The sequence below is a fragment of the Achromobacter pulmonis genome (genome assembly GCF_902859765.1).
In the GTDB taxonomy this organism is placed as follows: domain Bacteria; phylum Pseudomonadota; class Gammaproteobacteria; order Burkholderiales; family Burkholderiaceae_B; genus Achromobacter; species Achromobacter pulmonis.
In genome coordinates this window covers 50750-63776 of the sequence record NZ_CADIJV010000016.1, presented here as the reverse complement: position 1 = coordinate 63776, position 13027 = coordinate 50750, and the positions used below count along the sequence as shown (strand labels likewise).

Annotated in this window: 15 protein-coding genes; 9 read left to right on the top strand and 6 right to left on the bottom strand. The window is 67.7% G+C overall.

Annotated elements, in window-relative coordinates:
* Positions 1–125: 125 nt before the first annotated feature.
* Complete coding sequence (locus HV701_RS15025; protein WP_175133821.1) at positions 126–560, top strand: hypothetical protein; 435 nt, start codon at positions 126–128, stop codon at positions 558–560.
* On the opposite strand, the gene HV701_RS15020 is transcribed toward HV701_RS15025, so the two are convergent.
* Positions 506–1819, bottom strand: coding sequence for a dicarboxylate/amino acid:cation symporter (locus tag HV701_RS15020; RefSeq protein WP_175133820.1), 1314 nt, complete (start codon positions 1817–1819; stop codon positions 506–508). The genes HV701_RS15025 and HV701_RS15020 overlap by 55 nt on opposite strands.
* 321 nt (positions 1820–2140) lie before the next feature.
* Between HV701_RS15020 and HV701_RS15015 the strand changes: the two genes are divergently transcribed.
* Positions 2141–3040, top strand: a complete 900-nt coding sequence (locus HV701_RS15015; protein WP_175133819.1) for an SMP-30/gluconolactonase/LRE family protein — start codon at positions 2141–2143, stop codon at positions 3038–3040.
* A gap of 175 nt (positions 3041–3215) precedes the next feature.
* Positions 3216–4280 carry a class II fructose-bisphosphate aldolase gene (fba, locus tag HV701_RS15010; RefSeq protein WP_175133818.1) on the top strand — a complete coding sequence of 355 codons (1065 nt, stop codon included), beginning with the start codon at positions 3216–3218 and terminating at the stop codon, positions 4278–4280.
* Between the two features lie 87 nt (positions 4281–4367).
* Here the strand turns inward: fba and HV701_RS15005 are convergent, their stop codons facing one another.
* Positions 4368–4823, bottom strand: a complete 456-nt coding sequence (locus HV701_RS15005; protein WP_175133816.1) for a GFA family protein — start codon at positions 4821–4823, stop codon at positions 4368–4370.
* A 173-nt stretch (positions 4824–4996) separates the two neighbouring features.
* On the opposite strand from HV701_RS15005, the gene HV701_RS15000 reads away from it, so the two are divergent.
* From HV701_RS15000 to HV701_RS14975, 6 genes are all read left to right on the top strand, one after another.
* The gene (locus HV701_RS15000; protein WP_175133815.1) at positions 4997–5878 is read left to right on the top strand and encodes a phosphoribosylaminoimidazolesuccinocarboxamide synthase; all 882 of its coding nucleotides are present in this window, start codon (positions 4997–4999) and stop codon (positions 5876–5878) included.
* A 238-nt stretch (positions 5879–6116) separates the two neighbouring features.
* Entirely contained in the window at positions 6117–6275 is a 159-nt protein-coding gene (locus HV701_RS14995) for a DUF5993 family protein (RefSeq protein ID WP_175141581.1), read from the top strand.
* Positions 6276–6286: 11 nt separating this feature from the next.
* Positions 6287–6859 carry a disulfide bond formation protein B gene (locus HV701_RS14990; RefSeq protein WP_175133814.1) on the top strand — a complete coding sequence of 191 codons (573 nt, stop codon included), beginning with the start codon at positions 6287–6289 and terminating at the stop codon, positions 6857–6859.
* Between the two features lie 73 nt (positions 6860–6932).
* The gene (gene purE, locus HV701_RS14985; RefSeq protein WP_175133813.1) at positions 6933–7454 is read left to right on the top strand and encodes a 5-(carboxyamino)imidazole ribonucleotide mutase; all 522 of its coding nucleotides are present in this window, start codon (positions 6933–6935) and stop codon (positions 7452–7454) included.
* Between the two features lie 5 nt (positions 7455–7459).
* Positions 7460–8650, top strand: coding sequence for a 5-(carboxyamino)imidazole ribonucleotide synthase (locus HV701_RS14980; RefSeq protein ID WP_175133812.1), 1191 nt, complete (start codon positions 7460–7462; stop codon positions 8648–8650).
* A gap of 4 nt (positions 8651–8654) precedes the next feature.
* Entirely contained in the window at positions 8655–9701 is a 1047-nt protein-coding gene (locus tag HV701_RS14975; RefSeq protein WP_175133811.1) for an L-threonylcarbamoyladenylate synthase, read from the top strand.
* A gap of 9 nt (positions 9702–9710) precedes the next feature.
* Here HV701_RS14975 and HV701_RS14970 read toward each other — a convergent pair whose 3' ends face one another.
* Genes HV701_RS14970 through HV701_RS14955 form a run of 4 tightly spaced genes read right to left on the bottom strand, consistent with a single transcriptional unit; the run spans position 9711 to position 12933 of the window.
* Positions 9711–10538 carry an IclR family transcriptional regulator domain-containing protein gene (locus HV701_RS14970; RefSeq protein ID WP_175133810.1) on the bottom strand — a complete coding sequence of 276 codons (828 nt, stop codon included), beginning with the start codon at positions 10536–10538 and terminating at the stop codon, positions 9711–9713.
* The gene (locus HV701_RS14965) at positions 10538–11179 is read right to left on the bottom strand and encodes a 3-oxoacid CoA-transferase subunit B (protein ID WP_175133809.1); all 642 of its coding nucleotides are present in this window, start codon (positions 11177–11179) and stop codon (positions 10538–10540) included. Before HV701_RS14965 ends, HV701_RS14970 begins: the two co-directional genes overlap by 1 nt.
* Before the next feature lie 10 nt (positions 11180–11189).
* Positions 11190–11870: a 3-oxoacid CoA-transferase subunit A gene (locus HV701_RS14960; protein WP_175133808.1), complete on the bottom strand. Its 681-nt coding sequence runs from the start codon at positions 11868–11870 to the stop codon at positions 11190–11192.
* Between the two features lie 46 nt (positions 11871–11916).
* Entirely contained in the window at positions 11917–12933 is a 1017-nt protein-coding gene (locus HV701_RS14955; protein WP_175133807.1) for a Bug family tripartite tricarboxylate transporter substrate binding protein, read from the bottom strand.
* Positions 12934–13027: the final 94 nt, after the last annotated feature.

Genomic DNA, 13027 nt, shown 5'->3' with positions numbered 1-13027 from the left:
GCCGGCGGTATCGCGCGGCCAACCTTGTCGCCGGACAAGCGCCGGACACGCGCATCTGGTTAAATGGGTGATGACGGGGGGCCGCGGCTTGCGCGGCCCGTCTCCTTTATTTTCCGGAGCGTACGATGGCACGATTCAATTTCACCCAGGACCTCGAAGAACCCGATCTCTGGGCCGCCGAAAACGTGCCTGCGGGCGAGGGGCGTCCGCCCATCCACGTCATGATCCAGACCGACGGCGAAGCGCCGACCGGCGCGGCGTCCAAGGTGGTCAAGGCCATCATCGACAACCTCGACGAACAGATCCTGGCCGCCGCCGACTTCCTGCTCGACAACTACTCGTACGAGCATTACAAGAAACTCGGTCTCGAAGACGACCAGCTGCTGGGCGAGGAAAGCGCCGAGGCCATGGCCGAGAAGGCCGTGCTGCGCGCGCTGTGGCTGTTCGACGAGGACGGCGACGGCTACGAACTATGGTTCACGCTGCCCTGGGACCCGGTCCACACTTACGACGTCGAATTCGAGGATGGCGCGCCGGTGGCCTGCTCGGTCAACGACTGAGCAGGCGCGGATCCGTCCGCGGCCGCCAGATCCTCTTCCTTGCCTTCCAGCTTGGCGATGACGGCGGTGGCCAGGCTGTTGCCGACCACGTTGGTGGCGGTGCGGCCCATGTCGAAGAACTGGTCGATGCCCATGATCAGCAGCAGGCCGGCCTCGGGCAGATGGAACATCGGCAGCGTCGCCGCCACCACCACCAGCGAGGCGCGCGCCACGCCAGCCATGCCCTTGCTGGTCACCATCAGCACCAGCAGCAGCGTCAGCTGCTGCGAAAAGCTCATTTCGATGTTGTAGGCCTGCGCGATGAACAGCACCGCGAACGACTGGTACATCATCGAGCCGTCCAGGTTGAATGAGTAACCCAGCGGCAGCACGAAGCCCGAGATGCGCTTGGACACGCCGAAACGCGCCAGCGCCTCGATGGTCTTGGGGTAGGCCGATTCGCTGCTGGCGGTCGAGAAGGCCAGCAGGGTCGGTTCCTTGATCAGGCCGCCCAGGCGGAAGGTGGACTTGCCCAGGAACAGGTAGCCCACGCCGAACAGGATGGCCCACAGCAACGCCAGGCCCAGGTAGAACTCGCCGATCAGCTTGCCGTAGCTGACCAGCACGCCCAGCCCCTCGGTGGTGATGGCCGCGGCCATGGCGGCGAACACGCCCAGCGGCGCGAAGCGCATCACGTAGTCGGTGACGCGGAACATGATCTTGGCCAGCTCGTCGATCACGTTGTAAATGGTGTTGTGGCCCTTGCCGCGGATGAACGACAGCGCCGCGCCGAAGAACAGCGAGAACACCAGGATCTGCAGGATCTCATTGTTGGCCATGGCTTCGGCGATGCTCTTGGGGAACACGTGCGCGATGAAGGCCTTGAGGGTGAAGTCGCCGGTCTTCAGGCCGGCGCTGACGGCCGTGTCGGGCAGCGCCAGGTTCAAGTGGGCGCCCGGCTGGAAGATGTTGACCAGCGCCAGGCCCAGCAGCAGCGAGATGGCCGAGGCGGCGATGAACCAGAACATGGCGCGCAGACCGATGCGGCCGACGGCGCTGGCATCGCTCATGCTGGCCAGGCCCGACACCAGGGTGGCGAATACCAGGGGCGCGATGATCATCTTGATCATGCGCAGGAAGATGTCGGTGATCAGACTGAAGTACGAGGCGATGTCCTTGGCCTCTTGCGCGCTCTGCGCGTACTTGTTGCAGAAATAACCCACCACGACGCCCAGCACCATGGCGATGCCGATGTAACGCGTCAGCTTCTTAGTATTCATCTTCAAAAACAGGAGAACAGGGATCGTCCCGGTCGGCCCCAGGGAGGGCCTTACCCGCCGGCATGGGGCGGGGCGGATCGGTCCAATGACGGATATGCCGGAGGGCAACCGGAGTGCGGGTTAACCCTTGGGGCGCGATGTTAACGTCCCCAGCCTGACAGTCAGTTGTCAGGTTGGGGACGGGTCAACCCCGACTGCCGCGACGCCGCCGGCATGACAAAATGGCCTGGCCCGGGTCGCGCAAGCGCCCTGGGGCCCTCCCTAAATAAAGATAAGGACAGGGCCATGCCGGCCCGCCGCCACCATCAGGAGACAAAAGCCATGCCGCAACGCGAATTGTCCGTCTTGGTCTCGGGGTACACCTACCTGGAAGGCCTGCGCTGGCGCGACGGGCGCCTGTGGGCGTCGGACTTCTATACGGGCAAGGTGATCGCCGTGGACCTGCAGGGCCGGGTCGAGGTCATCTGCCGCGTGCTGGAACAACCGTCCGGCCTGGGCTGGCTGCCCGACGGGCGCCTGCTGATTTCCTCCATGAAAGACCGCAAGCTGCTGCGGCGCGAGCCCGACGGCCGGCTGGTCACGCATTGCGATCTGTCGGCCCTGACCGGCGGCCCGGTCAACGACCTGGTGGTCGACGAGCAGGGGCGCGCCTACGTGGGCAATTTCGGCTTCGACCTGATGGCCGGCGAGCCTTTCGCCACCACCACCCTGGTGCGGGTGGATCCGGACGGCGTGGCGCAGGTGGTGGCCGATGGGCTGTGGTTTCCCAATGGCTCCTTCATCCCCCCCGACGGCAAGACCCTGATCGTCAACGAGACCTTCGGCAACCGCATCTCGGAATTCGACATCCTGGCGGATGGCGCGCTCGGGCCGCGGCGCGATTGGGCCCATTTCGGCGCCTTGCCCGAGTCGGACGACCTGTCGGTGCTGATCGCGGCCTCGGCCATCGGGCCGGACGGCGGGGCGCTGGACGCCGAGGGCGCGCTGTGGGTGGCCGACGCCATCGGCAAGCGTATCGTGCGGCTGGCGCGCGGCGGCCGGATCCTGGAACAGATCGATACCGGCGAGCTGGGCATTTTCGCGGCGGCCCTGGGCGGCCCGGACGGCAGGACACTGTTCATGGCGGCGGCGCCCGACTTCATCGAGGCCAACCGCCGCGCCAAGCCGGAAGGGCGGATCCTGATGACCGAGGTGGACGTGCCGCACGCGGGACGGCCGTAGGACGGGCGAGGGTCGAACGGGGAGGCGGTGCGGCGGCGGTTCATCCCGCCGGTTTAGTCCTGGCGGATAGGGATACCGGCCGTTTCAAGACCTTTCCGCGAATCCCCCGTAAAATCCCACCATCCCGCTCGGTTTCAACCATCTTTCAATCGACAGTACCTAAGGAGGACCACTCATGGCCCTAGTCTCCATGCGCCAGTTGCTCGACCACGCCGCCGAGCATGGCTACGGCATTCCGGCATTCAACGTCAATAACCTGGAGCAGGTCCAGGCCATCATGGAAGCCGCGTCGGAGACCGACAGCCCGGTGATCATGCAGGCCTCGGCCGGCGCCCGCAAGTACGCCGGCGAAGGCTTCCTGAAGCACTTGATCCAGGCCGCCGTGGAGTCCTACCCGCACATCCCCGTGGTCATGCACCAGGACCACGGTCAGTCGCCCAAGGTCTGCCAGGGCGCCATCGACCTGGGCTTCTCCAGCGTCATGATGGACGGCTCGCTCAAGGAAGACGGCAAGACCATCGCCGACTACGACTACAACGTCGAAGTCACCAAGAAGGTGGTGGACGTGGCCCACAAGCTGGGCGTGACGGTCGAAGGCGAACTGGGCTGCCTGGGCTCGCTCGAAACCATGGAAGGCGACAAGGAAGACGGCCACGGCGCCGACGGCAAGCTGACCATGGACCAGTTGCTGACCGATCCGGAGCAGGCCGCCGACTTCGTGCGCCGCACCCAGCTGGACGCGCTGGCCATCGCCATCGGCACCAGCCACGGCGCCTACAAGTTCACGCGCAAGCCCACTGGCGACATCCTGTCGATCGCCCGCATCAAGGAAATCCACGCCCGCCTGCCCAACACCCATCTGGTGATGCACGGCAGCTCCAGCGTGCCGCAGGAACTGCTGGCCGAGATCCGTGAATTCGGCGGCAATATGAAGGAAACCTACGGCGTGCCGGTAGAGGAAATCCAGGAAGCCATCAAGTACGGCGTGCGCAAGATCAATATCGACACCGATATCCGTCTGGCCATGACCGGCGCCATCCGCCGTTTCTTCGCCGAGAACCCCGAGAAGTTCGACCCGCGCGAATACCTGAAGCCGGCCCGCGCCGCCGCCAAGGCGATCTGTGTGGCTCGCTACACGGAATTCGGCACCGCCGGCAACGCCAGCAAGATCAAGGCGCTGCCCCTGACCGAGATCGCCGCCCAGTACGCGTCGGGCAAGTTGGCCCAGGTGGTGCAGTAAGCCGCCAGCCGCCTCCCCTCGGGGAGGCCGGCCGCAAAAGGGCGGGCCCTCGCGGGCCCGCTTTTTTTTCGTCCGCCGCCAGCCGCCTCAGGCGGGCGGGGCGTTCCGGGGGAAATTCGGCACGCTCCGGTCCACGTGGTGCCAGGACGGCGCCGAGTCGGTCCACATGCTGACGCGGGTATGGAATGCCTCGGGGTCGTCCAGGGAGCCGGCCCGCACCACTTCGTAGGCCATGCCTTCGGAGCCGCCGAACAGCGGCGTGCCACAGTCCGCACAGAAACTGCGCATCACGGTGTGGCCGGAATCGCCCTTGTAGCGGTGTTCGCGCGCCTGGCCGCGCAGCAGGGTGACCGAGCCGGCCGGCAGGATCAGCGCGTGGGCCGGCGCGCCGCCGCTGGAGTACTGGCAATCGCGGCAATGACAGGTGGCCGCCATGATGGGTTCGTCGGTCACTGCGTAGCGCACCGCGCCACATTGGCAGCCACCGGTCAGGTGGACCTGCGCATCGGCGTGGGCCGGGCGTTTCTGGGTTGCATCCTGCATACGACTGTGTCTCCTCCAGGGGTCAAGGGGGCGCCGTGACGCGGCTGCGCGGCCGGCGCATTTTTTGGAATCCGGCCAGACTAACCCGCGCTCCGCCGCCCGGCAAGACGGTGCTATTTGCAGTAATCTATGCGCTTTGCGCGACCCCCATTTTTGCCATAGGCCATTTTTCCGTGACTTCTGCTTTGCATCAATCCAGCATCAAGTCCTTGCCGCTGCTGGGCCGCGGTAAGGTCCGCGACATGTACGCGGTGGGCGACGACAAGTTGCTGATCGTCGCGTCGGACCGCATCTCGGCGTTCGATGTCATCCTCGACGATCCCATCCCCGGCAAGGGGCAGGTGCTGACCGAACTGACCGAGTTCTGGCTGCAGAAGCTGGCCCACATCCTGCCGAACCACTCCACCGGCATCAAGCCCGAAGACGTGGTCGCGCCCGATGAAGTCGACCAGGTACGCGGCCGCGCCGTGGTGGTCAAGCGCCTCAAGCCGATCCTGGTGGAAGCGGTGGCCCGCGGTTACCTGATTGGCTCTGGCTGGAAGGACTACCAGGCCACCGGCGCCGTCTGTGGCATCAAACTGCCGGCCGGCCTGCAGCAGGCCAGCCAGTTGCCCGAACCGATCTTCACGCCGGCGGCCAAGGCTGAATTCGGCATGCATGACGAAAACGTCGATTTCGCCCACGTGGTCAAGGAAGTCGGCCAGGAAATGGCCGAGCGCATCCGCGACGTCACGCTCAAGCTGTACACCGAAGCGGCCAAATTCGCCGCCACCAAGGGCATCATCATCGCCGACACCAAGTTCGAGTTCGGCCTGGATGACGACGGCACGCTGCACCTGATGGACGAAGTGCTGACGCCCGATTCCTCGCGCTTCTGGCCGGCCGACGGCTACCGCGTGGGCATCAGCCCGCCCTCGTTCGACAAGCAGTTCGTGCGCGACTGGCTCGAAACCCAGACCTGGGACAAGACCCCGCCCGCGCCGCGCCTGCCCCAGGACGTGCTGGAAAAGACCGCCGCGAAATACCGCGAAGCGCTCGACCGCCTGGTTGCCTGAGACGCAGCCGCCGCAAGAAGCCGCCCGCTCCGGGCGGTTTTTTTTGCCCTTGAGGCCACGCCGCTGAGGGTAATCCCTGTTTTTCCGTAAAAATTATTGCTTATTGTTACGTTATACTCGCCGGCAACCTGCAACAGGAAGCCGGCCAATCCGCGGCTTCCCTTCCGCCAATTTGCCGGACGCGGCCCGCAGCCGCCGCCTGGGCCTAGCGCCCACCGGATGTAGAAAGGAGCTGCGCATGATCATGATGTTGCCTTTCCTGACCGGACTGGTCGCCGTGTGGTTCGGCGTGCTGGGCAAGCGCCGTCCATGCGTCGCCTTCTGGCTGATCACCTTGCTGGTGTTCGCCGCCTGGTGCCAGTTCCACATGAACAGCCCGCTGACGCTGTCGCTGTAGGATGGGCCGCGATGATCTTTTCCCGTAATCCGGCGCGCGGCTCGCGCGTGCTCAATGCCCTGGCCCTGCTGGGCGTGACCGTCATCCTGGGCATGGCGTTCGCCTGGCAGTTCGCCTACGACGAATTGCCGTGCCCGCTGTGCCAGCTGCAACGCGTGGCCTTCATTCTGGCCGGCGTGGGCCTGCTGCTGAACCTGCGGCTGGGGCCTTCGCCCATGCACTACGCCATGACCATCGCCGCCTCGCTCGGGGGCATGGTGGCATCGGGCCGCCAGGTGCTGCTGCACATCGCCCCGGGCGATCCCGGCTATGGCACACCCTTCCTGGGCCTGCACTTCTATACCTGGGCTTTCATCGCCTTCTGCGCCCTGGTCGTGTTCTGCGTGCTGATGCTGTCGGTGGACCGCAAATGGGGCGACAACATGCTCAAGCGGCCGGTGTCGGTACTGGGCATGATCATCATGGCCCTGTTTTTCGTCCTGGTGCTGGCCAATCTGGGCAGCACCACGCTGCAATGCGGCTTCGGGCCTTGCCCGGACAACCCCACCACCTACCTCTGGCTGGATTCGGGCAGCGCGCCGTAGCCTGCCGCCGACGCCGGGTAAAATAACGGGTTTCGCGGTACCGCCGCGGCCTTCCAACTACTCGACATCGGTTATGACAGCCAAGACTTCCGCAGCGGCAGAGGCCCCCCCCGTGGTGGGCGTGATCATGGGTTCCTCCAGCGATTGGGAGGTCATGAAGCACGCCGTCACCATGCTCGAAGACTTCGGCGTGCCGCATGAGGCGCGCGTGATTTCCGCGCACCGCATGCCTCAGGACATGGCCGAATACGGCGCCGCCGCCTATCAGCGCGGCCTGCGTGGCATCATCGCCGGCGCCGGCGGCGCGGCCCACCTGCCCGGCATGATGGCCGCCCTGACCGAAGTGCCGGTGTTCGGCGTGCCGGTGCCGTCCAAATACCTGCGCGGCGAGGATTCGCTGCTGTCGATCGTGCAGATGCCCAAGGGCGTGCCGGTCGCCACCTTCGCCATCGGCGAGGCCGGCGCCGCCAACGCCGCGCTGCACCTGATCGCCACGCTGGCGGGCACCGATGCCGGCCTGCACCAGAAGCTGGTGGCTTTCCGCGCGCGCCAGACGCAGGCCGCGCGCGACATGAAGGTTCCGCCCGAGGCCTGATCCGTATGACGCAATCGACTGCTTTCACCATTGCCCCCGGCGGCTGGCTCGGCCTGCTGGGCGGCGGCCAACTGGGCCGCATGTTCTGCCACGCGGCCCAGAGCCTGGGCTACAAGGTCGCGGTGCTGGACCCGGCCGCCGAATGCCCCGCCGGCATGGTGGCGGACCTGCACATCCAGGCCGCCTATGACGACGAAGACGGGCTGGCGCGCCTGGCGCAGACCTGTCAGGCCGTCACCACCGAATTCGAGAACGTGCCGGCCGACAGTCTGCGCGCGCTGGCGACCCGTTGCCGCGTCAGCCCGGCCGCCGACGCGGTCGCCATCGTGCAGGACCGCATCGCCGAAAAGGCCTTCATCGCCAGTCAGGGCATCGCGGTCGCGCCGCACGCCGCCATCCGCAGCGAAGCCGACCTGCGCGCGGCGCCCGACAGCCTGTTCCCTGGCATCCTCAAGGTGGCCCGCCTGGGCTACGACGGCAAGGGCCAGGCCCGCATCGACACGCGCGAGGCGGCGCTGGCCGCGTTCGCCGAGTTCGGCGGCGTGGCCTGCGTGCTGGAAGCGCTGATGCCGCTGGACTACGAAATCTCGGTGGTGATCGCGCGCGGTTTCGACGGCGCCAGCGTGGTGTTCCCGGTGGCGCGCAACGTGCACCGCGACGGCATCCTGGCCGTGTCGACGGCGGCGCCGGTCAAGCTCGATGCCGCCCATGCCGAACGCCAGGCGCAGGCCACCGCGGCGGCGCAGGCCATCGCGCAGGGCCTGGGCTATCACGGCGTGCTGTGCGTGGAATTCTTCGTGCTCAAGGACGGCAGCCTGATCGTCAACGAGATCGCGCCGCGCCCGCACAACAGCGGCCACTACACCATGGACGCCTGCATCACCAGCCAGTTCGAGCAGCAGGCGCGCGCCATGGCCGGCCTGCCGCTGGGCGCCACCGACCTGCTGGCGCCGGCGGTGATGCTGAATCTGCTGGGCGACATCTGGTATGCGGCGGCCACCGGCGATGCGCAGCGCGAGCCCGACTGGGCGGCCGCGCTGGCGGTGCCTACGGCCAAGCTGCACCTGTACGGCAAGCGCGAGGCGCGCCGCGGCCGCAAGATGGGCCACGTTACGATCGTCGCGCCGACGCTGCAACAGGCCCAGGCCGACGCCGCCCGGGTTGCCGCCGCCCTGGGCATGCAGGCGCCCGAGTAACGCCATGCCCGCTTCGCCCGACTCCACCAGCGCCGCGGACATCGCCGACGCCGCCCGCCGCCTCTTGGCCGGCGAACTGGTCGCCTTCCCGACCGAGACTGTCTACGGCCTGGGCGCGGACGCCGAGAACCGGCAGGCGGTGGCCAGGATCTACGCCGCCAAGGGCCGGCCGGCGAACCATCCGGTGATCGTGCACATCGCGCCGCAGGGCGACCTGTCGTACTGGGCGGCCGAGGTGCCGCCCGAGGCGCGCCTGCTGATCGACGCCTTCTGGCCCGGTCCGCTGACGCTGATCCTCAAGCGCGCGCCGCATATCGCCGACACCGTCAGCGGCGGCCAGGACAGCATCGGCATCCGCTGCCCCTCGCATCCGGTGGCGCAGGCGCTGCTGGCGGCGTTCGCGGCCGGCAAGCCGAACGGGCAGGGCGGCGTGGCCGCGCCCTCGGCCAACAAGTTCGGCCAGGTCTCGCCGACCCGCGCCGATCACGTGCGCGGTGAATTCCCCGACGAGGTCGCGGCCGGCATGCCGGTGCTGGAAGGCGGCGCCTCCGAGGTCGGCATCGAATCCACCATCCTGGACCTGTCGCGGCTGGACCGTGGCGCCGGCCCGGTGCTGCTGCGTCCCGGCCACATCGGCGCTGCGCAGATCGAGGCGGTGCTGGGCGTGCAGGTGTTCGCGCCCGACGCCGCCGCGCCGCGCGCCTCGGGCACGCTGAAGGCACACTACGCGCCGCGCACCGCGCTGGAACTGGCGTCGGATGCGCGTCTGCAGGCCGTGCTGCAAGGCCGCGGCCTGCCGCCGGGCAAGGTGGTGGTGGTGGCGTACACGCCGCCGCCGGCGGCCTGCGACGCGCGCATCCAATGGCAACAGGTGCCGGCCGATCCGGCGCGCTATGCGCAGGCCCTGTATGCGCTGTTGCGCGACCTGGATGGCAGGGGCTTCGAGCGCATCATCGTGCAGGCGCCGCCGGCCGATGACGCCTGGCACGCGGTCAACGACCGCATCGGCCGCGCCGCCGCCGCGTTCACACTGGACACCACCGACCTGTAGGCCGGCGGTTCAGGCCGCCAGGAATTCGCCGATCCTGGCCACGGCCTGGCGCATCGGCGCCAGGAATTCCCCGGTCAGCCGTTCCAGCGGCACCCGCGCCGCCTTGACGCTGACGTTCACCGCGCCGCAGGCCTTGCCGCTGGCCGAGCGCACCGGCACCGAGATGGCGCGCACATTCAACTCCAGTTCCTGGTCGACCACCGCGTAGTCCTGTTCGCGGATGCGCGCCAGTTCGGCCCGCAGCCGCGCTTCGGTGGTGAGGGTGAATTCGGTGTAGGGCTGCAGGTCGGTGGCGGCGAAATAGCGCGCCAGCGCCGGTTCGGACAACTGCGCCAGCAGCACGCGGCCGATCGAAGTGCAGTAGGCCGGCAGGCGGCTGCCCAGCCCCATCGAAGTGGCCAGCAGCCGGTTCACTTCCGAGCGCGCCAGGTAGAGCATTTCGTGCCCCTCCATGATGGCCAGCGCACAGGTTTCATTGACAGTGGCGCTCAGTTCTTCCAGCACCGGCTGCGCCAGCGAGACGAACGGCGTCGAGGAGAAGTAGGCGTAGCCCAGCCCCAGGATGCGCGGGGTCAGGATGTACTGGCGGCCATGCTGTTCGGCGATGCCGAGCAGGATCAGCGTGTGCAGGCAGCGCTGCACCACCGCGCGCGGCAGGCCGGCGCGGCGCGCCAGTTCGGCCGCCGTCTGTGGATGGCGGCGGGTGCCGAAGGCGCGGATCACGTGCAGGCCGCGCGCCAGCGTCAGCATGTAGTCGGGATCGCCGCGCAACTGGTCGGGGTGATCCTCGGGGGCGAGCGGCGCGGCGTAGCCGGGCGGGGGAAGGTTGGGCAGCATCAGCCTGCGCGCAGCGGCGCGCCGGTGCGTGCCTGCAGCGCTGTCAATGTCATGCCGTCGATCATATCCCGGACCCACAGGCCGTCGGGCCTGACGTCGATCACGGCCAGGTCGGTGTAGATGCGGTCGACCACGCTGGCGCCGGTCAGCGGGTAGGTGCAGCGCTCGACGATCTTGGGCGAGCCGTCCTTGCTGTTGTGTTCCATCAGGATGTAGACGCTGCGCGCGCCCACCGCCAGGTCCATCGCGCCGCCCACGGCCGGCGCCTCGCCCGGCTTGTTGAGCGACCAGTTGGCCAGATCGCCGTTGGCCGCGACCTGCATGCCGCCCATGACGCAGATGTCCAGGTGGCCGCCGCGCATCATGGCGAAGGAGTCGGCGTGATGGAAATAGGCGCCGCCTTCGAGCAGCGTCACCGGTTGCTTGCCGGCGTTGATCAGGTCCAGGTCGATCTGCTCCGCGGCGGGCGGCGGGCCCATGCCGAGAATACCGTTTTCACTGTGCAGCACGATTTCGCGGCCGGCCGGCAGGTGCGCGGCCACCAGCACCGGCATGCCGATGCCCAGGTTGACGTAGCTGCCGTCGGGGATGTCTTGCGCCAGGCGCCGCGCCATGGCCTCGCGGGAGAGGGGAGTGGGCATGGGAATTCCTTCAGCTGGAGAACGCGGATTGGGCCACCTGGGTGACGCGCTGGACGAAAATGCCCGGCGTCACCACGGCCTCGGGCGACAGTTCGCCCAGCGCCACCTTGGCGCGCACCTGCACGATGGTGGTCGCCGCGGCCATGCACATGATGGGGCCGAAGTTGCGGGCGCTCTTGCGGTAGGTGAGGTTGCCCCAGCGGTCGGCCTGATCGGCCTTGACCAGCGCGAAGTCGCCGCGCAGCGGCGTTTCGAACACATGGCCGCGGCCGTCGATGATGCGGGTCTCCTTGCCGGCGGCCAGTTCGGTGCCGTAGGCGGTGGGGGTGAAGAAGCCGCCCAGGCCGGCGCCGGCGGCGCGCAGCCGTTCGGCGATGGTGCCCTGCGGCACGCATTCCAGTTCGATGCCGCCGCGCCGGTACAGATCGTCGAAGACCCACGAATGCGAAGCCTTGGGGAACGAGCAGATGACCTTGCGCACGCGGCCGGCCTTGATCAAGGCGGCCAGGCCGGTCTCGTGGTTGCCGGCGTTGTTGCTGACCACGGTGAGTTCGCGCGCGCCCTGGTCGATCAGGGCGTGCAGCAGTTCGGTGGGCATGCCGGCGCCGCCGAAGCCGCTGACCAGCACGGTGGCGCCGTCATGGATGTCGGCCACGGCGGCCGCGGGAGTGTCGATGAACTTGTCGATCATGGTTGCTGCTTCCGATGGGGCGCGCGGGCGGCGCGCCCCGTGTTGCTCAATTCACCGTGATGCGGGCCTGCTTGATGATCTCGGCGTAGCGCGCCGAGTCCTGCTTCATCAGTTCGGCGAATTGCGCCGGCGTGCCGCTGGCCGGCAGGAAGCCGGCGTCCAGGAATTTCTGGCGCACGTCCGGTTCCTGCACGATCTCGCTGATTTCGCGCGCCATGCGTTCGATGATCGGCCTGGGCGTGTTGGCCGGCGCCATCAGGCCAGCCCACGATCCGGTGACGAAACCGGGCATGCCGGCTTCCTCCATGGTGGGAATCGACGGTTCGGTCGGCCAGCGCTGCTTGCCGGTGAAGCCGAGCGCCTTCAGGCGGCTCTGCTTGACGTACTGCATCGGCACCAGGATCGGGTCGAACACCATCGACACCCGGCCGCCGAGCAGGTCGGTCAGGATCGGCGCGCTGCCCTTGTAGGCCACGTGCGTCATGGTGATCTTGTTGCGCAGCGCGAAATCGGCGCCGGTCAGGTGGGCGCTGGAGCCGTTGCCGCTGGAGGCGTAGGTGAGCTTGTCGGGATGCTTGCGGGCGTATTCCACCAGTTCGGCCACGCTGTTGACCGGAATGTCCTGGGACACGAACAGGAACAGCGGCAGGTCCGCCATCTGGGCCACGGGCGTCAGGTCGCCGGGCTTGTAGCCCAGCTTGTAGAGGTGGAAATTGATGATGTAGGCCGGCAGCACGGACAGGAAGGTGTAGCCGTCGGGATCGGCCTTGGCGGCGATCGACGCGCCCACGCTGCTGTTGGCGCCCGGCCGGTTCTCGACGATGATGGTCTGCTTCAGGCGCGGGCCGAGTTTGTCCATCACGATGCGGGTGACGGTGTCGGTGGAGCCGCCCGGCGTGTAGGGCACGATCACCTTGATCGGTTTGCTGGGCCAGTCGTCGGCATGGGCCGGCGCGGCGGCCAGGCCGCTGGCGGTCAGGGCGGCGCACAACAGGGTCTTGAGGGCGTGGCGGCGATAGCTTGCCGCCGGGCTGCGGAGCTGCGGTTTTCTTGCAAGTGCCATGGATTTGTCTCCTCCATGAGTCGGCCGTTGGCCGGCGCGCGTCCCGCGGATTGTTGTTTTGGCGCGGCCGGCTTTTCTGTGGATAGTTGATCGC

Coding starts and splice junctions, on each gene's coding strand:
- HV701_RS14970 (WP_175133810.1), bottom strand. CDS start 10,538: ATGCTGCCCAACCTTCCCCCGCCCGGCTACGCCGCGCCGCTCGCCCCC.
- HV701_RS15020 (WP_175133820.1), bottom strand. CDS start 1,819: ATGAATACTAAGAAGCTGACGCGTTACATCGGCATCGCCATGGTGCTG.
- HV701_RS15015 (WP_175133819.1), top strand. CDS start 2,141: ATGCCGCAACGCGAATTGTCCGTCTTGGTCTCGGGGTACACCTACCTG.
- HV701_RS14990 (WP_175133814.1), top strand. CDS start 6,287: ATGATCTTTTCCCGTAATCCGGCGCGCGGCTCGCGCGTGCTCAATGCC.
- HV701_RS14995 (WP_175141581.1), top strand. CDS start 6,117: ATGATCATGATGTTGCCTTTCCTGACCGGACTGGTCGCCGTGTGGTTC.
- HV701_RS14975 (WP_175133811.1), top strand. CDS start 8,655: ATGCCCGCTTCGCCCGACTCCACCAGCGCCGCGGACATCGCCGACGCC.
- HV701_RS14960 (WP_175133808.1), bottom strand. CDS start 11,870: ATGATCGACAAGTTCATCGACACTCCCGCGGCCGCCGTGGCCGACATC.
- purE (WP_175133813.1), top strand. CDS start 6,933: ATGACAGCCAAGACTTCCGCAGCGGCAGAGGCCCCCCCCGTGGTGGGC.
- HV701_RS15025 (WP_175133821.1), top strand. CDS start 126: ATGGCACGATTCAATTTCACCCAGGACCTCGAAGAACCCGATCTCTGG.
- HV701_RS14965 (WP_175133809.1), bottom strand. CDS start 11,179: ATGCCCACTCCCCTCTCCCGCGAGGCCATGGCGCGGCGCCTGGCGCAA.
- HV701_RS14955 (WP_175133807.1), bottom strand. CDS start 12,933: ATGGCACTTGCAAGAAAACCGCAGCTCCGCAGCCCGGCGGCAAGCTAT.
- HV701_RS15005 (WP_175133816.1), bottom strand. CDS start 4,823: ATGCAGGATGCAACCCAGAAACGCCCGGCCCACGCCGATGCGCAGGTC.
- fba (WP_175133818.1), top strand. CDS start 3,216: ATGGCCCTAGTCTCCATGCGCCAGTTGCTCGACCACGCCGCCGAGCAT.
- HV701_RS14980 (WP_175133812.1), top strand. CDS start 7,460: ATGACGCAATCGACTGCTTTCACCATTGCCCCCGGCGGCTGGCTCGGC.